Origin of the sequence: Sphingomonas melonis (assembly GCF_013409985.1) — a bacterium.
In the GTDB taxonomy this organism is placed as follows: Bacteria; Pseudomonadota; Alphaproteobacteria; order Sphingomonadales; family Sphingomonadaceae; genus Sphingomonas; species Sphingomonas melonis_A.
The window spans coordinates 512,632-535,487 of sequence record NZ_JACCBY010000001.1 but is presented as its reverse complement, the minus strand read 5'-3'; the positions used below and the strand labels follow the sequence as shown (position 1 = coordinate 535,487).

The 22,856-nt window shown below is 63.7% G+C and carries 40 protein-coding genes; 27 read left to right on the top strand and 13 right to left on the bottom strand.

Annotated elements, in window-relative coordinates; translation table 11 throughout:
* Window positions 1-91: 91 nt before the first annotated feature.
* The 12 genes from HD841_RS02775 to HD841_RS02720 form a co-directional block, all read right to left on the bottom strand.
* Window positions 92-418 (bottom strand): hypothetical protein, encoded by a 327-nt coding sequence (locus HD841_RS02775; protein WP_179507349.1) that lies wholly within the window; start codon window positions 416-418, stop codon window positions 92-94.
* Window positions 405-752, bottom strand: a complete 348-nt coding sequence (locus HD841_RS20635; protein ID WP_257015178.1) for a DUF1364 domain-containing protein — start codon at window positions 750-752, stop codon at window positions 405-407. The genes HD841_RS02775 and HD841_RS20635 overlap by 14 nt, the downstream gene beginning before the upstream one ends.
* Window positions 739-1,221, bottom strand: a complete 483-nt coding sequence (locus HD841_RS20920) for an HNH endonuclease signature motif containing protein (protein WP_179507348.1) — start codon at window positions 1,219-1,221, stop codon at window positions 739-741. The genes HD841_RS20635 and HD841_RS20920 overlap by 14 nt, the downstream gene beginning before the upstream one ends.
* Window positions 1,221-1,640 (bottom strand): single-stranded DNA-binding protein, encoded by a 420-nt coding sequence (locus tag HD841_RS02760; protein ID WP_179507347.1) that lies wholly within the window; start codon window positions 1,638-1,640, stop codon window positions 1,221-1,223. The genes HD841_RS20920 and HD841_RS02760 overlap by 1 nt, the downstream gene beginning before the upstream one ends.
* Window positions 1,640-2,260, bottom strand: a complete 621-nt coding sequence (locus tag HD841_RS02755) for a lambda exonuclease family protein (protein ID WP_179507346.1) — start codon at window positions 2,258-2,260, stop codon at window positions 1,640-1,642. The genes HD841_RS02760 and HD841_RS02755 overlap by 1 nt, the downstream gene beginning before the upstream one ends.
* Entirely contained in the window at window positions 2,260-2,886 is a 627-nt protein-coding gene (locus HD841_RS02750) for a hypothetical protein (RefSeq protein WP_179507345.1), read from the bottom strand. The genes HD841_RS02755 and HD841_RS02750 overlap by 1 nt, the downstream gene beginning before the upstream one ends.
* The gene (locus HD841_RS02745; protein ID WP_179507344.1) at window positions 2,886-3,032 is read right to left on the bottom strand and encodes a hypothetical protein; all 147 of its coding nucleotides are present in this window, start codon (window positions 3,030-3,032) and stop codon (window positions 2,886-2,888) included. The genes HD841_RS02750 and HD841_RS02745 overlap by 1 nt, the downstream gene beginning before the upstream one ends.
* Window positions 3,029-3,292: a hypothetical protein gene (locus tag HD841_RS02740; protein ID WP_179507343.1), complete on the bottom strand. Its 264-nt coding sequence runs from the start codon at window positions 3,290-3,292 to the stop codon at window positions 3,029-3,031. The genes HD841_RS02745 and HD841_RS02740 overlap by 4 nt, the downstream gene beginning before the upstream one ends.
* Entirely contained in the window at window positions 3,289-3,525 is a 237-nt protein-coding gene (locus HD841_RS02735; RefSeq protein ID WP_179507342.1) for a hypothetical protein, read from the bottom strand. The genes HD841_RS02740 and HD841_RS02735 overlap by 4 nt, the downstream gene beginning before the upstream one ends.
* Before the next feature lies 1 nt (window position 3,526).
* The gene (locus HD841_RS02730; protein WP_179507341.1) at window positions 3,527-3,844 is read right to left on the bottom strand and encodes a hypothetical protein; all 318 of its coding nucleotides are present in this window, start codon (window positions 3,842-3,844) and stop codon (window positions 3,527-3,529) included.
* Window positions 3,841-4,182: a DUF7296 family protein gene (locus HD841_RS02725; protein ID WP_179507340.1), complete on the bottom strand. Its 342-nt coding sequence runs from the start codon at window positions 4,180-4,182 to the stop codon at window positions 3,841-3,843. The genes HD841_RS02730 and HD841_RS02725 overlap by 4 nt, the downstream gene beginning before the upstream one ends.
* A 272-nt stretch (window positions 4,183-4,454) precedes the next feature.
* Window positions 4,455-4,910, bottom strand: a complete 456-nt coding sequence (locus HD841_RS02720; protein WP_179507339.1) for a helix-turn-helix domain-containing protein — start codon at window positions 4,908-4,910, stop codon at window positions 4,455-4,457.
* Between the two features lie 72 nt (window positions 4,911-4,982).
* On the opposite strand from HD841_RS02720, the gene HD841_RS02715 reads away from it, so the two are divergent.
* Window positions 4,983-5,207, top strand: coding sequence for a hypothetical protein (locus tag HD841_RS02715; protein ID WP_179507338.1), 225 nt, complete (start codon window positions 4,983-4,985; stop codon window positions 5,205-5,207).
* 100 nt (window positions 5,208-5,307) lie between these two features.
* Here HD841_RS02715 and HD841_RS02710 read toward each other — a convergent pair whose 3' ends face one another.
* A complete protein-coding gene (locus HD841_RS02710) occupies window positions 5,308-5,559 on the bottom strand; it encodes a hypothetical protein (protein WP_179507337.1) in 252 nt (83 codons plus the stop codon).
* 95 nt (window positions 5,560-5,654) lie between these two features.
* Between HD841_RS02710 and HD841_RS02705 the strand changes: the two genes are divergently transcribed.
* The 26 genes from HD841_RS02705 (at window position 5,655) to HD841_RS02580 (ending at window position 22,800) form a co-directional block, all read left to right on the top strand.
* Entirely contained in the window at window positions 5,655-6,068 is a 414-nt protein-coding gene (locus HD841_RS02705; RefSeq protein ID WP_179507336.1) for a hypothetical protein, read from the top strand.
* Window positions 6,069-6,246: 178 nt separating this feature from the next.
* Window positions 6,247-6,999 carry a hypothetical protein gene (locus HD841_RS02700; RefSeq protein ID WP_179507335.1) on the top strand — a complete coding sequence of 251 codons (753 nt, stop codon included), beginning with the start codon at window positions 6,247-6,249 and terminating at the stop codon, window positions 6,997-6,999.
* Window positions 6,996-7,139 carry a hypothetical protein gene (locus HD841_RS02695; protein WP_179507334.1) on the top strand — a complete coding sequence of 48 codons (144 nt, stop codon included), beginning with the start codon at window positions 6,996-6,998 and terminating at the stop codon, window positions 7,137-7,139. The genes HD841_RS02700 and HD841_RS02695 overlap by 4 nt, the downstream gene beginning before the upstream one ends.
* A complete protein-coding gene (locus HD841_RS02690; protein WP_179507333.1) occupies window positions 7,136-7,390 on the top strand; it encodes a DUF2312 domain-containing protein in 255 nt (84 codons plus the stop codon). The genes HD841_RS02695 and HD841_RS02690 overlap by 4 nt, the downstream gene beginning before the upstream one ends.
* A gap of 3 nt (window positions 7,391-7,393) precedes the next feature.
* On the top strand, window positions 7,394-7,732 hold the full coding sequence (locus HD841_RS02685; protein WP_179507332.1) for a hypothetical protein: 339 nt from the start codon (window positions 7,394-7,396) through the stop codon (window positions 7,730-7,732).
* A complete protein-coding gene (locus tag HD841_RS02680) occupies window positions 7,729-8,460 on the top strand; it encodes a hypothetical protein (protein ID WP_179507331.1) in 732 nt (243 codons plus the stop codon). The genes HD841_RS02685 and HD841_RS02680 overlap by 4 nt, the downstream gene beginning before the upstream one ends.
* Window positions 8,435-8,704 carry a hypothetical protein gene (locus tag HD841_RS02675; RefSeq protein ID WP_179507330.1) on the top strand — a complete coding sequence of 90 codons (270 nt, stop codon included), beginning with the start codon at window positions 8,435-8,437 and terminating at the stop codon, window positions 8,702-8,704. Before HD841_RS02680 ends, HD841_RS02675 begins: the two co-directional genes overlap by 26 nt.
* Window positions 8,701-9,978 (top strand): DNA cytosine methyltransferase, encoded by a 1,278-nt coding sequence (locus HD841_RS02670; RefSeq protein WP_179507329.1) that lies wholly within the window; start codon window positions 8,701-8,703, stop codon window positions 9,976-9,978. The genes HD841_RS02675 and HD841_RS02670 overlap by 4 nt, the downstream gene beginning before the upstream one ends.
* Window positions 9,968-10,456 (top strand): HNH endonuclease, encoded by a 489-nt coding sequence (locus HD841_RS02665; protein ID WP_179507328.1) that lies wholly within the window; start codon window positions 9,968-9,970, stop codon window positions 10,454-10,456. The genes HD841_RS02670 and HD841_RS02665 overlap by 11 nt, the downstream gene beginning before the upstream one ends.
* A gap of 1 nt (window position 10,457) precedes the next feature.
* Window positions 10,458-10,628, top strand: coding sequence for a hypothetical protein (locus HD841_RS02660; RefSeq protein WP_179507327.1), 171 nt, complete (start codon window positions 10,458-10,460; stop codon window positions 10,626-10,628).
* A 505-nt stretch (window positions 10,629-11,133) separates the two neighbouring features.
* Window positions 11,134-11,676: a hypothetical protein gene (locus tag HD841_RS02655; RefSeq protein WP_179507326.1), complete on the top strand. Its 543-nt coding sequence runs from the start codon at window positions 11,134-11,136 to the stop codon at window positions 11,674-11,676.
* A gap of 169 nt (window positions 11,677-11,845) precedes the next feature.
* On the top strand, window positions 11,846-12,157 hold the full coding sequence (locus HD841_RS02650) for a hypothetical protein (protein WP_179507325.1): 312 nt from the start codon (window positions 11,846-11,848) through the stop codon (window positions 12,155-12,157).
* The gene (locus tag HD841_RS02645; protein ID WP_179507324.1) at window positions 12,157-12,561 is read left to right on the top strand and encodes a terminase small subunit-like protein; all 405 of its coding nucleotides are present in this window, start codon (window positions 12,157-12,159) and stop codon (window positions 12,559-12,561) included. The genes HD841_RS02650 and HD841_RS02645 overlap by 1 nt, the downstream gene beginning before the upstream one ends.
* On the top strand, window positions 12,551-13,243 hold the full coding sequence (locus HD841_RS02640) for a terminase large subunit domain-containing protein (protein ID WP_179507323.1): 693 nt from the start codon (window positions 12,551-12,553) through the stop codon (window positions 13,241-13,243). Before HD841_RS02645 ends, HD841_RS02640 begins: the two co-directional genes overlap by 11 nt.
* Window positions 13,240-13,974: a hypothetical protein gene (locus HD841_RS02635; protein ID WP_179507322.1), complete on the top strand. Its 735-nt coding sequence runs from the start codon at window positions 13,240-13,242 to the stop codon at window positions 13,972-13,974. The genes HD841_RS02640 and HD841_RS02635 overlap by 4 nt, the downstream gene beginning before the upstream one ends.
* A gap of 106 nt (window positions 13,975-14,080) precedes the next feature.
* Window positions 14,081-14,224: a hypothetical protein gene (locus HD841_RS02630; protein WP_179507321.1), complete on the top strand. Its 144-nt coding sequence runs from the start codon at window positions 14,081-14,083 to the stop codon at window positions 14,222-14,224.
* Window positions 14,225-16,324, top strand: coding sequence for a hypothetical protein (locus tag HD841_RS02625; RefSeq protein ID WP_179507320.1), 2,100 nt, complete (start codon window positions 14,225-14,227; stop codon window positions 16,322-16,324).
* Window positions 16,287-16,478, top strand: coding sequence for a hypothetical protein (locus HD841_RS02620; protein WP_179507319.1), 192 nt, complete (start codon window positions 16,287-16,289; stop codon window positions 16,476-16,478). Before HD841_RS02625 ends, HD841_RS02620 begins: the two co-directional genes overlap by 38 nt.
* The gene (locus HD841_RS02615) at window positions 16,453-16,797 is read left to right on the top strand and encodes a co-chaperone GroES (RefSeq protein WP_179507318.1); all 345 of its coding nucleotides are present in this window, start codon (window positions 16,453-16,455) and stop codon (window positions 16,795-16,797) included. Before HD841_RS02620 ends, HD841_RS02615 begins: the two co-directional genes overlap by 26 nt.
* Window positions 16,794-17,174, top strand: coding sequence for a hypothetical protein (locus HD841_RS02610; protein ID WP_179507317.1), 381 nt, complete (start codon window positions 16,794-16,796; stop codon window positions 17,172-17,174). The genes HD841_RS02615 and HD841_RS02610 overlap by 4 nt, the downstream gene beginning before the upstream one ends.
* Before the next feature lie 5 nt (window positions 17,175-17,179).
* Entirely contained in the window at window positions 17,180-17,752 is a 573-nt protein-coding gene (locus HD841_RS02605; RefSeq protein WP_179507316.1) for a hypothetical protein, read from the top strand.
* A gap of 9 nt (window positions 17,753-17,761) precedes the next feature.
* Entirely contained in the window at window positions 17,762-19,801 is a 2,040-nt protein-coding gene (locus HD841_RS02600) for a sialate O-acetylesterase (RefSeq protein WP_179507315.1), read from the top strand.
* A 242-nt stretch (window positions 19,802-20,043) separates the two neighbouring features.
* Complete coding sequence (locus tag HD841_RS02595; protein WP_179507314.1) at window positions 20,044-20,853, top strand: hypothetical protein; 810 nt, start codon at window positions 20,044-20,046, stop codon at window positions 20,851-20,853.
* A complete protein-coding gene (locus HD841_RS02590; RefSeq protein ID WP_179507313.1) occupies window positions 20,850-21,305 on the top strand; it encodes a hypothetical protein in 456 nt (151 codons plus the stop codon). The genes HD841_RS02595 and HD841_RS02590 overlap by 4 nt, the downstream gene beginning before the upstream one ends.
* Before the next feature lie 12 nt (window positions 21,306-21,317).
* Window positions 21,318-21,887 carry a hypothetical protein gene (locus HD841_RS02585; RefSeq protein ID WP_179507312.1) on the top strand — a complete coding sequence of 190 codons (570 nt, stop codon included), beginning with the start codon at window positions 21,318-21,320 and terminating at the stop codon, window positions 21,885-21,887.
* 13 nt (window positions 21,888-21,900) lie between these two features.
* Window positions 21,901-22,800: a phage major capsid protein gene (locus HD841_RS02580; RefSeq protein ID WP_179507311.1), complete on the top strand. Its 900-nt coding sequence runs from the start codon at window positions 21,901-21,903 to the stop codon at window positions 22,798-22,800.
* Window positions 22,801-22,856 lie beyond the last annotated feature (56 nt).

Genomic DNA, 22,856 nt, shown 5'->3' with positions numbered 1-22,856 from the left:
GTCAGGCCCAACCGCTTCTTGACTGCCAGCACCAAGTTGAGGTGAGCGTGTCGCGTCTCGTGACGGATCAATGCCCTCATGGTCATCACTCCTATCGAAGGTTCATCTGCGCGCGCTCGGTCGCCTTGCGGGTCCGCCACGCTTCGAATTTCAGGCGCTTGGCCTCGGCCTGGGCACGAAGGGTTTCGGCTTCCATCGCCGCTGTTTCCCAGTCAGCGCAGGCCAGTTCGTAGACCGGGTCAGCCTCGGCCATCTGCTCGCTCGCGCCGGCGGCATGACCCTGCCCCTTGTATTTGACGAACAGCACGGCGCGGGTCCGCTTGCGGCGAAGGTCCATGCCCTCTGCCCGTACCCGAGCCTGCCCGGCCTCGACGAACAGCCGCTCGGCTTCGTCAACGGCACGATCAATATCCTGCATGATCACGCTCCCGCTTCTCTTGAAGGATCTGAACCCGGCGCGGGCTGGCGGCGATGAACTCGCTGATCAGCGCGCCCACGTCCCTGCCCCGCCAGAACGTGGCCTCGCCCACCTTGTGCTGCCGAGCATGGCAGTCGCGGCAGAGAGATACGGCGTTCCAGTCGTCAGGCTTCTGCGACATGCCGGCGCCAGACCCGAGGCGGACGTGAGCGAACTCGACACCCGCAATCGAACCGCAGACGCTGCACGCATGGCTGCGAACGAACGCGGCGTGAGCCTGCGACCGCCAGCGGCTGGCGCGCTTGGTCGCCTTCGGAATTTTACGAGGCAGCATGTTGCCACCTCTCGCCCCTCTGAATTCGGCAGACGTGCGCAGGGCTGATGCCGTATCGAGTTGCGACCGCACGTTGCGAGATTACCCCAGCGAGGCTTTTGATCTCCAAGACGGTCGATTCCGAAAGTTTCGCGGCGCCGTTACGCTCCCCGAACATCCGAACAGATGCAGGAATAACGCCTCTGCGCTTTGCGTGCATGTCCCGCATGTTGTCCGCTTGGGAACCAAGGAAGAGGTGGGCTGGATTTACGCAGGCTGGGACATCGCACGAGTGAAGGACTGAAAGTCCGCCCCGGATCTCACCGTTGGCTATCTCCCAGGAGATGCGATGGGCGAAGGCAGTTTTGGAGCCTACCCCCACCCTCCCGTACCCGTTTTTGTCGCGCGCAGCCGTCCACAGCCAGCACCCGCTGTCTTGCGGTGTTACTTTGGACCAGAACCGATCCTCAAAGGTGCGACGCGGCAGCATCAGCTAACCCGCAGACCCGCGAGGAACGACCCCGTCACAAAGGGAACATCGTCCTCAAGATCATCGCCGAAGCCGCCACCCTGTGTTCCGCCGCCACCCTGCGGCTCCTGCCGGCGCTGATCGCCCCCTGCGGCCTTGCTCCAGTCGACATCGGCAACGCGGAGATCGTACTGCGGCTTGCCTTGATACTCGCCGATCGTCAGCTCGCCGATGACGGTGGCTTTCGCGCCCTTGGCAAGGTGCTGCTTGATGGTATCGCCACGCTTGGCCCAGACGGAGCAGCGGAACCACACAGTTGGGGCATCCTGCTTGAAGCCCTGACGAACGGCGACAGAGAACGAGGTGACAACATCGCCGCCCTGCGTGGTCCGCTGCTCGGGTTCCTTGCCGACGTTGCCGGTGATGGTGATGAACTGCATTATGCGGCCTTTCGGAAACGGTTGTTGAGATCCTCGACGGTCGCATCGACCTCAGCGAGGAAAGCGGTGACGGCAGCCTCGATCTCAGCGATCATCTCGTCGTCACGGTCGACGCGGTGGACGATCAGCTGCATCTCGACGGGCAGCCGCGGATCGTAGCTGGCGAAATCGCACCAGCGCCGGCCGGTGCAGGCCATCTGGAACTGCATCTGCTTGACGTACTTGTCCGCGATCGGGCCGCCGCGGAGCGTGGCGACATGGGTGCCGCTGTTCGGGCACTTTATCTCGACCATGCCCTCGTCGCCGACCAAGCCGTCCGGAGACGCACCGGCCATCGCGATCGTCGGATGCGGCACGAAACCTTCTTCAACCACCGAGACGCCGGCAGAGAAAGCGTAGCAGTCACGCGCGTTCGCCTCCTGCTCGGTGCCCCACTGCATGGCGGCGTTCGAATAGCCGGGCTCGCAGATGCCGGTCAGGCGCTCGGTGACGAGCTGATCGTGATAGACGGCTCGGCTGGCACCCCAGCCCTTCGCAGTCTTGGCCATCACGTCGGCGATCCGGCTAGCGGTGACGCGCCCGGCGCGGGCGGCGAACCACTCGGTGCTGCGCTGCTCCATCAGGCGGCCTCCGCCGTCTTCGCAGCCAGCTTCTTTTCGAGCATGACCTTGGCCCGCTCGAACTCGGTGGCAGCGAGCGCCGGCAGGGCGTCGATGCGGAAGAACTTGCAGAAGCCCCGCATATCGGCGCCAGACTGCTCGGCGAGCGTGATCAGGACGTTCCGCTGGTCGTCGCTGATCGTGTCCACCTTCTCGGCGAACTGCGCTTCCATGGCGGCGACGTACTTGTTGTCGTCAAACTTGCCGAGGAACACGTCAGCATTGAAGCCGAGCTGCGACAGGCCCTTGGTCAGGCCGTCGGTGCTGGCTTTCTTGGGAGCATCACTGTCCAGGCGCCCCTTGCTGTCGCGCAGTTCGGCGCTGCCGTAGAGCGGGCCAAAGGTGTTGCTCCGATCGCCATGCCAGAGCGTGACAGGAACGATGACCAGCCCATCGGCAAACATCGGCTCGCCGTTTGTATAGCCCCAGCCGATCCCAACGGGGCCGAACTGCTTGGTCGCCTGCATGATCTGGTAGTGGGCGCTGATGGCAGTGAAGCCGCCGCGCTGGTTGACCTTCTTGGTATGCGACGGATCAGTCTGCGCCACTGCGTTCCAGATGCGCATGGTGTCGGTCTGGGCGTTCATCACGCTTCCTTCGCGAATAGAGTGGAGACGACAGCCGCAGCCTTGCGAAGGCCGGTCAGGATCAGGTCGTCAGGGTTCCGCCACCAGCCGTGGCAGATGATCAGCGCCAGCATTCCGAGGGCAATCAGCATCAGCGCCGCGGTCATGCTGCGTTCTCCAGCTCGGCCAACTCGCGGCGCAGCTCTTCTTTGCGCTTGGCGGTTGCCGTTTCCTTGTCCGGATAGCTGACGCGGAAGCTGAGAACCGCGGCGTCGAATGCCTCACGGGCAGTGTTGCCGTTGCCGAGTGCGCAGGTGCCATAGCCGTGGACCGAGGCGGACCACCGCTTCGACTGCGCGGACGATTGCCCGATGCTCCATGCGCCCAGCGTCCATTCGCTGGCGAACTGTTCGACAGTGACGGTCATGCCATGACCCCTTCCAGCAGGTCCCACGACACGCCGGTCTGAGCGAAGATCGCGGCCTTCAGTTCGCCCTCAAGCGCGAACTTGCGGTCATCAAGCTGGTCCCAAGCGGCGAGCTTGCTATCGTCCATGCCGTTCACGTCGGCGCTGATCGAAGCGATGCGCTGGCGGGTGGTGGCGAGGTCGAGCACAACAGCCGACACGTCACGGGTGATGCTGCGGATTGCGGTTGCCATGTTAGCGACCTCCGGCTGCGGCATAGACCGCGTCGGTCAGTGCTTCCGGGGTGCGCCAGTTGAAGCCGTGACGGCCTGCCGAGATGATGCAGCGCTCGATCGCAGGCTGGATGCCGTTGCGGCCGAGCATGCCGGGCGCGGTGTTCGGCAGGTTGGCGTAGCCGCGGACACGGCTGGCGAGGCGCTTGGCCTCGTACAGCGCGGTCGGGTAGTCGGTGATCGACGGGACCAGCGCAAGGCCAGCGAGCAGGCGGTCTGCGATAACGTCAACCGGCGTGGTGGCCGGGTCGTTCGCTGCGATGGTGGTGACGGCGTTCATGCCTGCACCTCGGGACGCGCTTCAATGCGGCCGTCGATGTGGTGGACGTAACTAGGCAAGCCCCAGCCACCGGCCAGCGGTTCTCCGTACAAGGTCGGCTCTTCCGTGCCGTCCTCCATGTCGGTCCAGATGTACCAGCGATCGCCACAGCACGGGCACGATCCCGTCGCCGGATAGCTGTCAACGACTGCCTGAAGGCGTCGTGCAGCATCGTTAGCGTCGGTAGCCTCAACACAGATGGCGTAACCGATCCCGCGCACGGAATCGTGGTCAAAGCGACCGCCGCTGTTGTTCTGGGTCTGCGTCCAAAACCGCGTGGTCAGGTTGATGGTCGGCATGTGATCCTCCTGCGGCTCGGTGCCGCTGTGAGGACCTATGTGCATTATGCACACCGATGGTGCAAGTGCAAAATGCACACGACTAGAAAAAAATCTGCAATCACCGCTGCCAGCACGGGCCGAAGCGGTGCATTTATCACATAGGATTATTTCCTACGTTGCATTGTTGGATCGCGAGGAACATGTTCCCTAAATGTTCCGGCGAATCATACCGTTAACGCTTCAGGAGCCCGCCTGCGAAGTCGGCTGCAGCTCCTGCGATATGGCGTGCGCTATCCTGCCTTCCCGGCTGATGTTTTGGCAGAGGGAGATCGAGCGCCTTTACCAGGAGAGGGCGTTCCACCCTCGCCCACATGAGATGCGAGGCCAGATCGAAAGTGCCTTAGCTGCTCATGAAGCCCTGACGCGACGATATGCGGCAAGTCCGAGAGCTTCGTCTGGAACGTCACCTCGTCATTGACGATGTTGGCCACCATGGCCTCCAGCTCATCAAGCGACGGAGTAGCCTCCGCAGCCGGCTCATCACCCTTCCCAAAAAGGAGCCATTCGGCGGAGACGCGGAAGCGTCTAGCGTAAATTTCCGCCTTCCTCGCCGGGTATCCTCTGATGCCGCTCTCATGCTGGGCATACGTGTCGTAGGATAGATCCATGGCCAGCGCCGCCTCGCGCGCCGATGAGAAGCCGGCCCGCTCGCGCGCAAGTTTCAACCTGTCTGCTGCTGTGTCCATATCCGCCGCGTAGCGCGGCAATATGTGCATTAGGCACTTGCCAAGAGGCTGTGCATAATGCACATACGTGGAATGCGTAGTCACAAGCAGATCGTGGAGCAGATCGGGCCGGACAAACTGGCGGCGGTCTTTGGTGTGCCGCTGAGCACGACCCGTTCCTGGGGGCGTCGCAACAGCATCCCGGCCGAGTTCTGGCTCGGGTTCCGGTCACGTCGTTGGGCTACGTATGAGGAGCTTGCTCGTGCGGCAGCTGCCGATCGCTTCCCTGCCGAACAGGCAAGCGGAGTGGCCGCATGAGGCCGCTCAGCGACAAAGAGCGCCGCGTCATTGCGGAGCGTCATCACGGCTGGGAGGCCGCGTCCGCTGGCCTTTTGGCCCGTGTCTTCGATACGACGCCTCAGCATATCGCCGCCATCTGCGCCGATCGTTGCGCTACGTGCGGCGAGGCGATCTGCGGCTGTACCGATGCAGCTTGGGCGCGCGCCGAAAGTACGGCCGCATGACCGGCTCCATCATCCTCATCGTCGTCTGCGTCTGCATCATTGACGCACTCGTCACACTCGCCGCCCTTCACCCTCGCTTCAACCCGCGCCTCGCCTTCCGGCAGCGCGCGCGTCGCTTCCGCATCGTCGGTCGGGGTCGGGCTCATCATCAAACTCATAATGGGTGCAATGCAGCATGAGCGACCATACTGTCGTTGGTTCACGCGCGCCGCTGACGAAAGCGCGGTTACACGCCAAACTGATGCGGGGCATTGCCCGCGGGATCGATAAGGCGGGCGGCAAGGGCCGGTTCGCCGACGCTATCGACCTGTCGGTGCAGGCGCTCGACAAGCAGCTGTCCGGCTCGATGCCGAGCGTCGAAGTCCTCGACCGCATGCTGACCGTCGAGGACACGATCCTTGATGACTGGATGCGCGGCCACGGCAAGCGCGTCGTTGACGAGAATGCCGTCTGCGACGTTGATGACATGCAGCTCCTCATCAGCCGCGTGCTGGTGATGATCGCCGAGGCTGAGCATCCCGACGGCCCTGGCGGCCGCACCGTCGTTCCGCAGGAATATCTCGCCGGCGAGAAGCTGATGCGCGACTTGCACAGCGTCAGCGGTCAGTGGCTTGAGAAGTGCGCCGCCATCCGCCGCCCGCGTGAGGTGGCGTGATGATCAACTTCCGCCTCCGCGAGATTAGGGCGCGCCGCGCCCCTGTCGCCACCCCTTCCGACGCCGCTCGCGTCCTTGCTGCTCACGGTGCTGAGCAACGGGCGAAGCGGTCCACCGCCACCGACACCCTGCGCGCCTTCGTGGCTGCTGGCGGTGTCTCCAAGCTGGGGTGGAAAGCATGACCGCGATGCGCCCCGCTCCCGACGATCTGGAGATCTACGCCGCTACCGAGACGATGGATCAGATGCGGCGCCGCTATCGTGCATCCAAGAAGACGATCTGCATTTGGATGAAGAGCAAAGGGATCGTCCGCCAACCGCACCGCGGCGGGAATGCCCCAAAGGCGATGCCTGCGGATTTTCCGCAGCACTATCGCGAGTCACTCCGTCTCCTTCACGTTCGGTATCCCGGCGTCGGTGACGGTACGTTCACCCGCTGGCGTCAGGAATTGGGCGGCCTCAATCTCGTCCCGCCGCCCTCCGATTTTGCGGAGAAGTGGGCGGAAAAGACCAACGCCGCCTTGTGTGGTCATTACCGGCGCGGCTGGAATACGATTGCTCGCTGGTCGAAGGAGCTCGGGTTGGTCCGGCCGGTGCGCTTGCCCGCGCCGCGCGCGGTTCCGGCTCGCAAGAAGCGCGTTACCGTCGACTTTGTCCGTTCGGCCCGCGAGCGCTCCGGTCCGCCACCTCAGCGCCCGAATGCATACCAGGCTGCCACGATGACGCGAGCTATCCGGGATATGTCGCCGGCTGGTCAAGCTGCTGATTATCTGCGCCGGTTTGGACCGGTGGTCCGCTGCGATGAGCGTGGCCGGTACAACGAGAATGGCACGCACTGGCGCCGCGGCTCGACGGTTCTGACCGCCGCAGATGTGATCGCGCGTGCGGAGTTTAACGGCTGGCGAGCAGATCAGTGGGCGATGGTCGCATGATCCTGTCGCCCGCCATTGTGCAGCCCGCCTGCGCCCGCGTCGATAACGGCAGAACTCGCTTCACGTTTCATCGCGTCAGCGAGCCCGTGACCGGTGGCCTGCCTGTCTACCGCTATTCCAAACCGAGGAAATCTGCATGACCGCTGTTGTAGCTGCCGATGAACTGCGCCTCCTGATCGAACGCGCCGAGCGCCTTGAGGAAGAGAAGAAGGGCATTGCCGACGACATCAAGGACGTGATGGCCGAGGCCAAGGGCCGCGGCTACGACCCCAAGGCGATCCGCAAGATCCTCTCCATCCGCAAGAAGCGGAAGGAGGAATACGCCGAGGAGGAAGCCATCCTCCAGACCTATATGGTCGCTCTCGGCATGCAGACTGAGTTCGGCTTTTAAGCCGTGATCGACTTGCCCTTCCCACCGTCGAGCCTGTCGGGCCATGCCAAGGGGCATTGGCGGACGAAGGCTGCCGTGACGGCAAAGCACCGCGAATGGGCGAAGAACGCCGTTAAGGCCGATCGTCTGTGCGCGATCCCTGCAACGGGCGACATCAGGCTGATCGTCACCTTCTATCCGCCGAACCGTCGCGGTGATCGGGTTAACTTTCCGAACCGTATGAAGCCATACTTCGACGGCATAGCTGATGCCCTTGGCGTCAATGACAGCCGTTTCCTGCCGAGCTTCGTGTTCGGAGAGCCGGTGAAGGGCGGCAAAGTCGTCGTGGTGATCGGGCAATGAGCGGCTATGCCCGCTTCCACCGTAGCCTCGTAGGGCACCCGGCATTCCGCAACGATGCGGAGGCTATGGCCTTCGCTTACCTCGTCCTGCGCGCATCGTGGAAGCCCGTACGCGTGCGGTACAAGGGCAAGGCGCTGAGCCTGAACCGCGGGCAGCTCGCCATGTCCGTTCGTGATCTCGCCGAGGCGATGGATCGCGATAAAGGATGGGTCGAACGGCTTCTGAAGCGTCTCAAATCCGAGACCATGGTCGAGACAGTTAGTGAGACCGGCGTGATGGTCATAACTATCTGTAATTACGAGAAATTTCAGGCCGGAAACGACAATCGCGAGACACCCCGCGAGACAGTCGGTGAGACAGACGCGAGACAGACGCAAGACACAGAACAAGTAAGGGAAAAAATTAAGAAGGAAGAAGAGAGTTCTAACGAACTCTCTCCGGCCTTGCGGCCTGAGCACGTGGTCGAGGCCTGGAATGAGATGGCTTCCCGCATCGGGCTACCGACCGTCCGAAAGCTGACCGCCGACCGGCGGAAGCGGCTGAACGCCCGCCTTCGCGAGCATCCCGTCGAGCACTGGACCGAGGCGATAGGCGCGATTGAGCGATCCCCGTTCCTCCGCGGGGACAGCCGCGGCGGATGGCGCGCCGACTTCGACTTCCTGCTCCAGCCGAGCAGCTTTCTCAAATTGATCGAGGGCAGTTATGACCGATCCGCACAAGCCCACTAACCCGCTGATGCGCGGCAACGTTGCCAAGTTCCGCCCCGCCTTCGTGGAGGTCAACGGCGAGCAAGTCCCGACCGAAATCCATGATTACTGCGGCTGGTTGAACTCGAAAGAGCGGCGCCGCGGTATCTGGAAAGTCGTCAAGGACGAGCACGACATCAAGTCAGTCGTTTGGTCGGAGGAGGTCGCGACGGACGATTGGCTTCGCGAACAGGGTCTGATCCCGGCGATTGGTCGTCGGGCGTGAGGTATCTCGACGTCTGCGCCGGCATCAGCGCCAGCACGGTCGCGTGGAAGCCGCTCGGCTGGGAGGCCGCGGCGTACAGCGAGATTGAGGCCGCGCCGCGCGCTGTCCTCGCGCACCACTATCCCGACACGCCGCTGCATGGCGACTTCACCACCATTCGAGGCGACGAATATGGAGCAATTGACCTTCTTGTCGGCGGAACCCCTTGTCAGGACTTCTCCGTCGCCGGCCTCCGAGCGGGACTGGATGGAGATCGTGGCAACCTCTCGCTTGAGTTTCTCCGGCTTGCTGATCGCGCACGGCCCCGCTGGGTGGTCTGGGAGAACGTCCCCGGCGTCCTGTCGATTGACGGAGGAAGGGCATTTGGCGCCATCCTCGGGGGGCTGGGGGAACTCGGGTATGGGTTCGCCTACCGAGTTCTGGACGCTCAGTTCTTCGGAGTTCCACAGCGCCGCAGACGCGTGTTCGTTGTCGGATGTCTTGGAGACTGGCGAGGTGCCGCAGCGGTACTTTCTGAGCGCCACAGCCTGTCGGGGCATCCTGCGCCGCGCCGCCAAGCGCGGGAAGGATTTGCCGAGCGCACTGCATTCGGCATTAGCCCAGACTGCTTCGACAGAAGCGGAGAGGGCGCTGGGGGAACCGCTGCTGAACGCAGTGGCCTCGGCGTAGATCATGAGATCGCATATTCGCTGCGAGCCAAACGAGCGGGTGGTGTAGCCGACGTTGCACACGCGCTGCGCGGTGAAGGCTTCGACGCCAGTGAAGATGGCACTGGACGCGGCACCCCGCTGGTGCCGGTCTGCATTCCTATAGACATGCGCCAAGCATCCCGTGGCGCTACCATGACAAACAACCGGGCCGAAGGTAGCTCGGGCGGCGCTCCCGGGACTGGCATCGGCAACCCGGGCGATCCGGCGCCGACTGTCAGCACCTCGCACGTTGCTGCTGTCGCCTTCGCTCAGAACAGTCGCGATGAGGTTCGCCTGTTCGGCGGTGACGGCGGTACGGTGGGCGCGCTCGGTGCCGAACCCGGAATGAAGCAGCAATGCTACGTTGCTACTACCGCCGTCCGCCGTCTCACCCCGCGCGAGTGCGAACGCCTCCAGGGCTTCCCCGACGACTATACGCTGGTCCCGCACCGTGGAAAGCCGATGGCTGACGGCCCGCGCTACAAGGCGCTCGGCAACAGCATGGCGGTTCCCGTGATGGCCTTCATTGGTCAGCGCATTCAGATGGTCGAAGACCTCTTAGCGGAGAAGACCATTGCCGCGTGACATCGAAGCCATCCGCAAAGCGAAGCGCGAGCACATGGCGCGCAAACGGGCCGCCAACCCTGAAGCTGCCCGAGCCTACGGTCGCAACTATCACGCCGCAAACCGCGAAAAGCAGACAGCCAAGATGCGCGCCTATTCTGGGCGGCGCTTCTTCTGGACAAAGGCGATGAAGCTTCGGAGCGATGATCGCGCCACCGCTCGTGATCTAGCTATGATCTGGAAGGCTCAACGAGGGCGCTGCGCGCTCACTGGTAGGCGGCTAGATCGGTCTGCTCAGCTTGATCACAAACTTCCACGCGCACGGGGCGGCGGAGATCAGGCCGGCAACCTTCAATGGCTGTGCGAAGAGGTTAACCTCGCCAAGCGTGCGATGACTGATGCGGAATTCACCGCCTTGTGTGGAGAGGTGATGCGGTGGATCGGCGAGCGGATTGCTGCGGTTGACGCCATGACCGCCGAACAGCGGGTGGCGGCATGACATGCGCAACGATGGCACCCCGCCGCGGTTCGAGCTTGTCGACGTGCGCTTCCGCAACGGCACGACAGCCCGTGGCGTCAGTCCGAAAGGCTACCGCTGGTCGCTGGACGATCCGCGGTTCGGCACGGGCTACGCCTACGACATCACCGATTGGCAGATCGCCAAGCCGTGACCGCGCGAGGGATGGAAGCCGGGACGGGCGAGACGCGCAGCGGCTCGACGGCGCAGCCGCGACAGCCCGGTCCGCAGGACGCGCCCACCCATCAGTATTGCCGCCGGTCTTCTCCGGCACACACGAGGAGTGAGAGATGAGTGAGATTATAGCATCGTTAGTGCGTGTCGGGCCTGAGTTGGTTGACGCCGCGCGGGTTCTGGCATCAATCCCAATTGGGGACGAGGTGGCAGAAGATTCCGACCTTGTTCTGTACCGTAATGGCGCAGGCTCGATTACAGTTGGCGACGTCCTCTCCGCACGGCGAGCCTTGGTAATTTATCGGGCGGGCTGTGATGAGTGAGGAACAGGCAAAGGCCGTAGCTGATGCTATGCGCCTGATGGCCGAGGCGGTGGAGCTGGCTTGGGGGCGTGACGCAAAGGCGTCCGTCAAAGTCAGCCAAGCCGTTCAGCGTGTCCGATTTGCTCTTGATCTATCCGTTGCCCCCACCTCGGAGACGGCGTCGTGAGCGGGATCACCTGGGGACCGGAGATCGCGGTCGATGGCAAGCGGCCGAAGTGGTTGGGGGATTATATTGGGCCTCTCCGTTGGATGAATTGCGATCAGCGCTACCCCGGCGTCTGGCTTCAAGACTCGTCGGAGCTGAACTGGGGTAATTACCTGACGTCCAATCATGGGGCGATAACGGCCATCCGCCTTCCCGCAGATCACCCCCATTACGCCACGCTAAGCCACCCCACAGCGCCAATCCCGAGTGAGGTGGGGCCGGAGGTGGTGGCAATGGCCCTGTCATTCGTGAAGGAGGCCGCCGACCGCATCAAGGGAGACAGCCTGTTTTGGGATAGCTTTATCGACAAGGCCCGCGCCATCGCCGCCCTGCTGCCCGAGCCGGTTGATGCGGATCTGGTGGAGGCGCGGCGGATCGCGGCGGATCACTACGGGGGCAATCCTTGGATCGCGGAAGGGGAATGCGACGAAGATAAAACAGTTCAGATTGCCCTCGCCGCCATCAAGCGCGGACGGGCCCTCGAGGCGGGGGATCGGTGATGGCGTGGCTGAAAGCTATGGGGGCAACTACGGTGCTGTACGCCACGTTGTGGCTGATGCGGCACCTCGGCTTCCCCGTCCGGATGGAGCCTGCGTTCACGTTCTCTGTGGCGCTTTACGCTTTGATGCGGACGTACATTCCCACCCCCACCCACCGCAGCGGAGGACAGTGAAGATGGGGGCAGAGGCGCCAACCCGTTACATGTTCCGGGCATCGCCCCGTGTCGACGCGCTGGTCGCCTATGTCCGGCGCATGGTTGCAGAGACGGGCAACACGCCCAGCTACAGCATGATCCGCGATGCGCTCGGGTTCTACGACAACGGCACGATCCGGCGCGCTGTGAGGGCGGCTGAAGCCAAGGGGCTGCTGACGCTCGGCGAATACACCGGCGGTCGCGGTCCACGCTGCGGCCAGCGGATCAGGCTCGGGCGTCCTGAGGAAGCGGATACGGTCAAGATCAAGATGGGGAGGGATTTGTGATGGACAGCCGGTTCGGTCCCGAGGTCCGCGAGGAGATCATCGAGAAGCTGGAAAGCGGCGACAGTATGCGCACGATCTGCGATGATCCACGCATGCCAGACCGGAGGACGGTTGAGCGTTGGCAGAATGAGGACACCGACTTTGCCGCCGCTATCGCGCGCGCGCGCGAGGCAGGGTACGATCGGCGCGCTGAGAATGCTGTTGATGCCGCCAAATCGGCTAGTGACCCGCAGAAAGGGCGCCTCGCATTCGATGCTGAGCGCTGGTATCTGTCGAAGCTCGCGCCGCGCCGGTATGGCGACAAGCTTGACCTGACGAGCGGCAACGAACCACTACGGCAGCTGTCGGATGAGGATCTCGACAAGCGGATTGCAGCCAAGGCGCAGGCGATCAATGCACGCTGACAAGCTCGAACTGCTCGCCCTGCTTGAGGAGAAGGAATACCGCCAGGCTGGCCGGCGGCTGTTCACCTACTACCCTGAGGAAGGCCCGTTGCGGCGCGACCTGTACGCCAAGCACATGCAGTTCTTCGCGGCTGGCAAGGTGCATCGCGAGCGCGCTGCCATCGCCGCCAACCGTGTCGGCAAGAGCGAGGGAATTGGCGCCTACGAGGTGACGTTGCATCTGACCGGCCTCTACCCGGACTGGTGGCCTGGTTATCGCTTTGACCGTCCGACCAACTGGCTGTGCGGCGGAGACACTGGTACGACGACCCGCGACATCGTGTGTAAAAAGCTGCTCGGCCCACAGGAAGATCGTGGCACAGCGATGATCCCGCGGCATACCATCCTGAAGACGACGCAGGCGCAGGGGATTCCCGGCCTGGTCGACGTTGCGACGATCGCTCACGTCAGTGGAGGCCAGAGCATCCTGCAGTTCCGCAGCTACGACCAGGGCCGGGCGAAATGGCAGGGCACTGAGCGCGACGGCATATGGCTTGATGAGGAGCCGCCGATGGACATCTACGTGGAAGCGGTGATCCGCACCATGACGACGCGCGGTATGCTGTTGGCGACGTTCACGCCGCTGTCCGGCCTGACGGATGTGGCGCTATCGTTCCTGCCTGACCTGGCACCAATCGTATGAGCAAGTGGGCTATCCAGATCGACTGGGACGACGTCCCTCACCTGTCGGACAACGACAAGGCCGAGTTGATCGCATCTATCCCGCCGCACCAGCGTGATGCACGATCCAAGGGCGTCCCGGCGCTCGGGTCAGGGGTCATTTACCCGGTGAGCGAAGATGACTGGATCGTAGACCCGTTCGAGATCCCACGGCACTGGCCTCGCGCCTTTGCACTCGATGTGGGCTGGAACCGCACCGCTGCGCTGTGGGGAGCCTGGAACCGGGACAACGACACGATCTACCTCTACGACGAATATTACGTCTCTGAGGCGCCACCGCAGGTGCACAGCGACGCGATCCGCGGCCGGGGGCAATGGATACCTGGCGTGATCGATCCTGCATCTCGCGGACGCTCGCAGGTCGACGGGCGCGCGCTGATCGATGAGTATCGCAGCATGGGGCTCGACCTGCTGCCGGCGAACAACGAGGTGGAGGCGGGCTTGTTCTCGGTCTATCGCCGGCTTCAGTCGTCGCGCTTGAAGGCATTCAGTAATCTGCAGAACCTGCGATCGGAGCGCCGCCTGTACCGCCGCGACGAAAAGGGCCGCATCGTGAAAGAGCGGGACCACCTCATGGACACCGAGCGATACCTTGTGATGTCGGGCATGGCTCGGGCCATCACGCAGCCAGTCGAGCAGTGGGATGAGCAGCGCGCCCGCCCTGCCGATCGCTACGAAAGCACCGGCTATTGACCCCGAAAGTTTGTCCGAGAAACGTTATCGGACACAGCGAGACTGAACCGCCTACTATTCCCCTGCCCTGCCATGGCTAATCCCTGTTCCGTCAAAGGAGACGGCCATGGCAACGGACAAGACCCCGACGCAGGGTGAGCGGATCGAAGCGCTGGAAGGCGAAGTCGAGAAGCTGAAGGCTGACCTGAAGAAAATCGTCAAGGCGCTGGCGCACGGCGATCCGACGCTGACGGCAACCGCGCTGGCCTAAGTGGCCACCCTCCCCACTGATATCTACCTCGATGAGCCGGACGTCTTAGCTGACGAGCCGGCCGAAGCCGTGATCGCGGACGAGCCCGACCAGATCATGAAGCTGCTGATGCTGGCTCGCAGCACCGGCGACATATCGGGCTACTGGCTACCTGAGGCTCTGACCAAGCTCGGCGCTGACGTGGTGCAGGACTATACCACCGACGACGCGGACCGCGCCGACTGGAAGCGGATTGTCGAGAAGGCGCAGAAGTCGGCAGCGCAGGAAGCCCGCGGCCAGAAGGACTATCCCTGGAACCGGGCCAGCAACGTCCACTACCCGCTGCTGACGGTGGCGGCGACGCAGTTCAATGCCCGCGCCTATCCTGCGATCGTCAAGGGTGATGAAGCGGTTGCGGTCAAGGTGGTTGGCGCTGACAAGGGCCGCCCGCAGATGGCGCAGACGCCGCAGGGTATCATGCCTATACCGGCGCTCGGCCCCGATGGTCAGCCGGTCATGGGGCCTGATGGCCAGCCTCAAATCCAGTGGGCCGTTCCACCTGGCGCCAAGGCGACCCGAGCGGCCCGCGTTCGCGATTACCTCAACACCGTCCTGTTCTACCGGGAAAAGGATTGGGAGAGTGACACCGACGCGCTCCTGCTGCAGCTTCCAATCGACGGCTGTGCCTTTCGCAAGCGCTGGTACGACACCGAGAAGCAGGAACAGCGATCGGCGCTTGTTTCGGCGCTGCGCATCGTCGTGCCGTCGGGCGCTCGCTCGATCGAGACGACGCCGCGGCTGACGGAAGAGATCCCAGATGTCTACCCGTACCAGATCGCCGAGCGGATGCGGTCTGGCTTCTATCGGGACATCACGCTCAACCCGGAAGGAGAGACGAGCGAGGCGCCGCGGCTGCTGCTCGAACAGCACCGGTTGATCGACGTTGACGGCGACGGCCTGCCTGAGCCGTACATCGTGACGGTCGACCATGCGACATCGAAGGTGCTGCGGGTCGAAGCCAACTTCTCTGCGGCTGACGTGTCGGTTGACGACAGCGGCCGCGCCCTGTCGATCGCCCGCGGCAAATTCTACATCAAGTACAGCTTCTTCCCGCACCCGCAGGGCAAGTTCTACGACATCGGGCTCGGCCACCTGCTTGAGCAGATCGGCGACGTCGTCAACACGGCGATCAACCAGCTCATCGATGCGGGCCATGCTCAGGTCGCGGGCGGTGGCTTCATCGCGTCCGGCATTCGCTTGCAGGGTAATGGCCGCACCTCGACGCTGCGGTTTGCGCCTGGCGAGTACAAGACCGTCAACGGCGTGACCGGCGACCAGCTTCGCAACGGCATCTACGAGCGCACCTTCCCGGGCCCCTCGCAGGTCATGGTGTCCATCCTCGATATGATGCTGTCCGCGGCGCGCGACATCAGCAGCGTGAAGGACGTGATCACCGGTGACGCGTCGAATAACGGCCAGGTGGGGACGACGCTGGCGCTGATCGAGCAGGGATTGCAGGTATTCACGGCGATCTACAAGCGCATCTATCGCGCGCTCCGGGAGGAATATGCCCTCCTGTTCGAGAACATTTCCAAGTTCGGCGGTGAGCGCGCGGCGCGTGATTATGCAGAAGTTCTGGACGACGAGGCCGCCGACTTCACCGCCGATTTCAATGAGTCCGACATGGACATCCGGCCCGTCTCTGATCCTGCGTCGGTCACTCGCATGCAGAAGATGGCGCGGGCGCAGTTCGTGTGGGGCATCGCCGCGCAAAACCCGCTGATCGACCAGAAGGAAGCGCTGCGGCGTGTGTTCGAGGCTGCCGACGTCGAGGACTTCGACAAGCTGTTCGCCGCCCCTCAGCAGCCTGATCCGCAGCAGCAGGCACTGGCGCTGGCCGGCGCTCAGGGTGCGATTGAGAAGACGGCGTCCGAGACGGCGCGCAACAACGCCAGCGCGGTCAAGCATCAGGCAGACGCCCTCGCGACGGCATTCGATACAGGCATGAAGGCAGGAGGCGCCAATGACCCCGACGCGGGAGGACTTCCTGGCGTGGCGGGCGGACCCGGTGACGCAATGGCTTATGGAAGCGATGGGCTCCTTCGCCAAGGTGCAGCGTGACGAATGGCTCCGCCGCACCTGGGAAGAGGGCAAGCATCCGAGCACGGATCTGCTCATCGAGCTTCGCACCCGCGCCGATGCTTATCGCGCGATCCCTGACAGCACCTACGACGATTGGATGAAAGCCCATGGGAACGATCCCCAGCCTGAATGACTGCCGCCCCGGTATCAAGCCGGTGGAATATTACGTGCTGATCGCTCCCGAGACGACCGAGGAGCGGACGGCCGGCGGCATCTACATTCCGCAGGCCAAGCGCGAGACGGACGAGATCGCAACGCAGCGTGGCCGGATCGTCGCACAGTCCCCGCTGGCCTGGGGGTTCGCCGACGGTGACGCGCATCGGGGGAAGGTTGGCGATGTCGTGCTGTTCGGCCGCTATGCCGGATCGTTGATCGAGGGGGTCGACGGCAAGACCTACCGCCTCTGCCGCGACAAGGACGTGGCCGGAATCTACGAGGAGAACGCATCGTGAAGCGCTTCCTGCTGGCGGCGCTCGCCGCATGCATCGCCCTCCCCGCTGCGGCGCAGTCGGTCAGCAAGACCCGCGCCAGCAACGTCGTGTCGAGTGGCGTGGTGCTGAAGACCGGCACGACGAACCTCGCGGGGCTCAACGTCGTCACCGGCGCCAGCGCTGGTTACGTCATGCTGTTCGACGCCGCCACCGTGCCGGCTGACGGGGCAGTGACGCCGCTGCGCTGCATGCCGGTTGCTGCGAACACCGGGATCGACCTGAACTTTCGCGCTGCTCCGCTCCGCTTCGATGTGGGCGCCGTCGTCGTCTTCTCGACCACCGGCTGCTATTCCAAGACGGCGAGCGCTACCGCTTATCTCGCGGGTGACATCCAGTGACGCGGTTGGCTGCCCTCGCCGCGCTGTTCGTCGCGACGCCGGCCGCTGCTCAGGTCGTGTCGCCGTTAAACATCGGCGGCTCTTCGGTGGACACATCGGGGCTGGCAACCAAGACGGATCTGACGGCGGCTCAGCAGACTGCAGCCCAAGCCAAAGCTGCCGCCGACGCTGCTGCTCTTGCGGCGGCTAATGCCTGTCAGCCTGACCCATCCGTACCGCCGATGGAGACCGTTGGCGGAGCCGCCGGATCGGGAATGGCATGTCGCTTGGCCAATGCAGTGCAGCCCAGGATCAGCCGCACGGTGACCGGTACGACCGTAACAGGCGGGACGGGCACGGTGTCGTGGCCTGCCATGCCGTCGGTGCCGAAGCTGACTGTGACCCCCTATGTCGCGTCGAGCGCTGCGCAGGCCCCCATGTGCTTCCCGGTCACCGGCTCGGTGACGACGACTGGCGCGACGATCAAATGCTTCACCTCGCAGTCGGTCACCGTTTCACTGCTCGGCGCTGTCGTCGCTCCGATCACCACCGCAGCGGCCGGCGTCACCTTTGACGTGCTGGCGCTCCCGCAGTCGTAGGATTGTTCGATGGCCCGCACTGATATCCTCGCGATCAACGCCAAGACGATCAGCATCAACGGCGTCCCTATCGCTGGCTCTGCCGCGCCGTCGGGCCTTGTTACGACGTTCGACCAGTTGGATGCGGATGCCGTGCTGGCCCTCAATGGCTCAGTGATCCAGGGCACGTTCGCCCCAGGCATGGCGTTCACCAATTTCGACAACATCAATGTGCTCAGCGGCATCAGCCTTGGCGACGTGGTGAAGTACGGGACGGCATCGACACCGGAGAGCAACAACCGATCGGGGCCGATCATCCGCTTCACCGGGGGCCCCGCTGCAGCATCACCTACCTTCACGCCGACGCCATCGACTTCGCCTATTCAGACCGGGCCGATCGTCATGTCCTTCATCGGATCGAGCAGCCCGGCGGAATATCTCAACAACTACACCGGTGGCACGCCCAACCCGAACGTTCTGGCCTCCGATGGCGGCACCAACTTCGGTCAGCTCAACCAGGGGCGGATGGGGATCGAAGCCGGCACGGCGATCTACAACGCCACGGGCCGGCCGGTGCACTATCTGCGTAGCGGCGCCAGCGGCACCACGCTTGCGGGCTGGGAGAGCGACGCCAGCAGCCTGCTGACCAACGCCATCAACAGCATCAAGAACGCCATCGCAACCGGCCGGACCATGACGGCTGTCCTCTTGCAGGTCGGCTTCAACGACGTCGACTTCGGCAACGTCAACAGCTCTTCGGCAGCAGCGCAGGCCGCGTTGATCCGGTCACTGATCTCCAAGATCCGCGTCGGCACTGGCCTGCCTAATCTGATGTTCTTCATCGGAACGACACAGGACGAACCGGACAACCCCAACGGGCTGCGCTTCCAGCGTGAGGCTGAGATGCAGGTCGCGAACAACGATGCCAACGTCCGCCTGGGCTTCAGCACCTATGACGTGCCGACGCGGGACAACACGCACCAAACCGAGCCTTCTCAGGTCATTACCGCAGGACGGTTCGCTGCTCAGGTGCTGGCCTATATCAACAGCACCCCGCAGAAGCGTGCCCCGTTTTTCTATAGCGCGGCTGCGGTGTCCGATACCCAGACTGACGTGTCGATCGCCTATGTCTCGGGGACCGACTTCACACCGGCTACTGGCATCACCGGCTTTCGCGTATTCAATGCCTCTGGCGCAGCGCTCGCTGTCACAGCGGCAGAACGCATTTCTGCTGGAACGATCCGGGTTACGCATGCCGCCAAAGCTGGCGGCGCAGGGTCCATCATCTACATGCCAAACGCGCTTGCCACCGACGATGCCACGGTGCTGCGCGATAACAGTGCGTTGAGTCTGCCCTTTGATGTGACGGCCGCTGCTTTGCCTATCCCGGCGTTCGCCGCGGTGGTTACGCCTACCCCGGCACCGACTCCGACACCTAGCCCAACCCCGACGCCTACTCCCGCGCCCACCCCTACCCCCAGCCCTACGCCGACTCCAACTCCATCCGGCACTCCGACGGCGACAGGAAAGGTTGCGCAGTTCGACACCGGCGAAAGCGGCTCTCCGGCGACTCCAGGTGGCTGGAACCGCTGGACCTATGCGGCGGGCACCGGCCTTGTCAGCACCGCGTTCAACAACCCCGACGGCAGCGCAACCGGATGGACCGGAACCACGACGGTCAACGGCGATGGCGGTGCGACGAACACGGGCGCCACGACCGGCAACAACACCGGCGTATATCCTGACGCCGTGCTCCAGAGCTATTATTTCAACCAGAACCAGGCGAGCAGCACGCTCAAGATCGCCGGGCTTGATCCCACGAAGGTCTATGACCTCGAACTCACCGGCTCGCGCACGGCAACCGATCGCTACACGGACTTCACCGTCAATGGTGTGACCAAGCAGCTCGACGCGGGCAACAACACAACGCAGGTCGTGACCTTCGCCAAGGTGGCGCCCAACTTAAGCGGTGAGATTACGTTCAGCTTCAAGGCGGGGCGTGGCGCCAACAACGTCCTAAGCGGATTTGGCTACTTCAGCGGCGGGCGCCTGATCGAGTACACGCCGTGATCTTGACCGCCCTCGCCATCTGGGCTGCCGGAGCACCGATAGCCTACCGCATGGACCGCGATCCTACCGGCACACGCCGCGACCGCCTGCACGACGCAGCCGCCTGGCCCGTCTTGCTGCTGATCATCGCTGGTGTCAGCGCGGCCTGGGCGGTCGGGAAGGTGTATCGATGGGCTCAACCGCCTACTATTCTGAGTGATCGCCTCGCTGAATAACCACTCGCATTGATAGCGAGGGGTCCGATGACCGAAGCCACCACCGAATTGCAGGAAGGCCAGACCGCCCCGATCGAGGGCGCTGAAGGCCAGCCGAACGCCGACACCAACCAGGCCACCGAAGCGACCGCGCCCGATCCGTACGAGGAATTGGCGCGCGATGCGGGCTGGTCGCCGAAGGAAGAGTGGAAAGGCGACCCGGACAAGTGGCGTGATCCCCGCGAGTTCATCAAGTACGGCATGAAGCGTAGCCGCGAGAGCGCCGATGAGCTTCGCGGCCTCAAGCAATCGGTTTCGCAGATCGGCAAGACTGCCGAGGTGCTGCAGCGTCGCGCTGTCGAAGAGGCCCGCCGTGAAGCCGAGGCGCGCTTTGCATCGGCCGTCGAGAACAAGGATCACGAGGGCGCCCGCGCTGCTCGCGAAGAGCTGACCCGGATCGACATGCCGGCGCAGGATCCCGGCCCGCTTCCCGAGGTCGGTGACTTCATGACGCGCAATTCGTCCTGGTTCGGCAGCAATCGCGCCGCAACTGCTTTGGCGCAGAGCATCACCGCTCAACTCGCCGCGCAGAATGTCAGCCCGGCCGATCAGCTGAAGGCTGCCGAGGAGGCGGTTAAAGCCGACTTCCCTCACCTATTCGGGAATGCCCGTCAGCCGGCCAAGGCGCCTGCGTCGGTGAACGCTCCCGCAAGCCGCGCTGCTCAGACGACCGCCCGCCCCAAGGGGTTCTCCGACCTTCCTGCCGAAGCGCAGAAAGCCGGTCAGGACTTCCTGAAGCGCGGCATGGTCAAGACCCTGGATGATTACGCCAAGGTCTATCTTGAGGAGAATGCATGATGGCTCCGGCCCCGCGAGATCGCGCTACCGAGGAAACGACCCAGCGTCGTCGTCGCATGGACGGCACGCTCGATCAGTCGCTCGACATGAAGCTTGCCGTTCCGCCCGCAATCGAGGCGCAGCACGGCCAGTCGCATCGTCTGCGCTGGTTCAACGACGTCGGCCCTCGCATCTACAACGCCACCGAGCGCGACGACTGGGACAGGGTTCCCGATGTCGATCCTCGGCCTGTCGGCACGGATGAGCACGGCAAGCCGATCATGGCGCACCTCCTGATGAAGCCACTCGCCTTCGATGCCGAAGACCAGGCGCGCAAGGACGTGCGGCGACGCGAGGTTGAGCAGCAGGCGCTTTCGGGCGCTCCGACCGACCCTGAGGGCCGCGATGCGCGGGACGCTGACAAGCGCTTCGCAGTCGATGGCAACCGGGTCAGCCACTCCTATTCGCCATAAGGAACAGGCAACATGCCTAACGCCAATGCACCTTTCGGGCTCAAGCCCGTCCGGTCGGCGTCGAGCGCACCGTTCAACGATGGGGCCGACCCCTTCGCGCTGCTCGCCGCTGACAACACTGCCGCCTATATCGGCGACCCCATCGTGCTTTCCGGCTCGGCCGACACCGATGGTACGCCGTCCGCCACGATCGCCACTGCCGGTGCGGGCAACCGCATCACCGGCGCAATCGTCGGCTTCCAGCCGTCGCCCTCGCTCGTCGCCAATGGCTACCGCGTCGGGGGCCAGGCCATGCACGCCTTTGTGGAGCATGACCCTGACCTCCTGTTCGAGGTTCAGGCCAACGGTGCTGTCGCGGCGACTGACATCGGCTCGAACGCCAACTTGATCGCCGGCCCCCCGGTCATGAACCGCTCGGGCTGGCAGCTCGACACGGCGTCGATGACCACGACCGCAACCCTGCAGGTCCGCATCATGGGCCTCGCTCGCCGCCCGGACAACGACTTCGGCGCCAATGCCGTCGTCCTCGTCCGTATCAACCAGACCACTGAGACGCCGGCTGCCGGCTCCACTGGCGTTTAAGGAGGGCTGATCAATGCTCATCACGCGCGCAGCTCACCCGACCACCCTGTGGCCCGGCGTGAAGTCGTTCTTCGGCCTGACCTACGAGAAGTGGGAGCCGCTTTACACGCAGATGTTCGATGAACAGACGTCGGACAAGGCGTACGAGGTCGTCAGCGAGGCCACTGGCTTCGGGATGGCTAAGCGGAAGTCCGAAGGTCAGTCGATCGAATACGACACGGACGGTGAAGGCCCGCAGTCGCGTTTCACCAATGTGACCTACGGCCTCGGCTACATCGTCAGCCGGGAAGAGATCGAGGACGACCAGTACACCTACGTCAGCCAGAACCGCGCGAAGGCCCTGTCCTTCTCGATGCAGGCGACGAAGGAGACGGTCCATGCCAACATCCTCAACCGGGCGTTCGACAACAACTATGCCGGCGCCGACGGCGTGTCGCTCATCAACACCAGCCACCCGACCCGCGGCGGCTTGCAGTCGAACAAGGTTGCGGACGCCGATCTGTCGGAGTCCTCGATCGAAGACGCCTTCAAGCTCATGTGGGGCGCGAAGAACGCACGCGGTCTTCCGATCGTGCTGCGGGCGACGAAGCTGGTCATCCATCCCAGCGAGTTGTTCAACGCGACGCGCATTCTCAAGTCGACCATGCGCGTCGGCACGGCGAACAACGACACCAATGCGATCCGGGCGATGGGCCTGGCTCCGGAGGTTGTCGCCAACCCCTACCTGAGCGATCTCGACGCCTGGTTCCTGATCACGAACGCCCCGAATGGTCTGATGACCTTCAAGCGTCGTGCGATCGAGCTGCAGAAGGCGGACGACTTCGACACCGAGAACGTCAAGGCGAAGGCCACCGAGCGCTATAGCGCCGGCTGGGCTGACCCGCGCGCGATCTTCGGCTCGCAGGGCATCTAATGCCCGAGGGAGCGCCCCGCGCCCAAAAGGCGGGGCAACCTCATTCAGGAGGCGCC